A 294-nucleotide genomic window follows, 5' to 3' on the forward strand; every position below is an offset into this window, starting at 1 on the left:
TCAGACATGGGCAGCTCTTCGGCCCGATCAGGCTCCGGTGCTCGGCTCGCTTTACGGCTCGGAGGATCAAACGTGGAAAGCAAACGCACAGCCAAAGCCAACGGCAATGGCAACGGCAACGGCAAGGGCAAGGCCAACGGCATCACGACGTCGCGGTCCTTCATCGAAACGGAATCGCCTCGAACCCCGTCATCCGCAGACATGGCGCCCTCTCCATCCGCGCGGGCGCATCACGCCCAGAGCGGCTATTGATAAATAAACATGCGTTTATATAATCACGCTCCGCCCCGCGAC

General features: G+C 60.2%; 1 protein-coding gene. It reads right to left on the reverse strand.

What is annotated here, in order from left to right:
* The coding region (locus SB660_RS19840; RefSeq protein ID WP_410583987.1) for a hypothetical protein at positions 1-203 on the reverse strand (203 nt) is incomplete at its 3' end.
* Between the last annotated feature and the right edge of the window lie 91 nt (positions 204-294).

It is taken from the genome of Bacillus sp. SIMBA_005, assembly GCF_046535585.1.
GTDB classification, from domain to species: domain Bacteria; phylum Bacillota; class Bacilli; order Bacillales; family Bacillaceae; genus Bacillus; species Bacillus pumilus.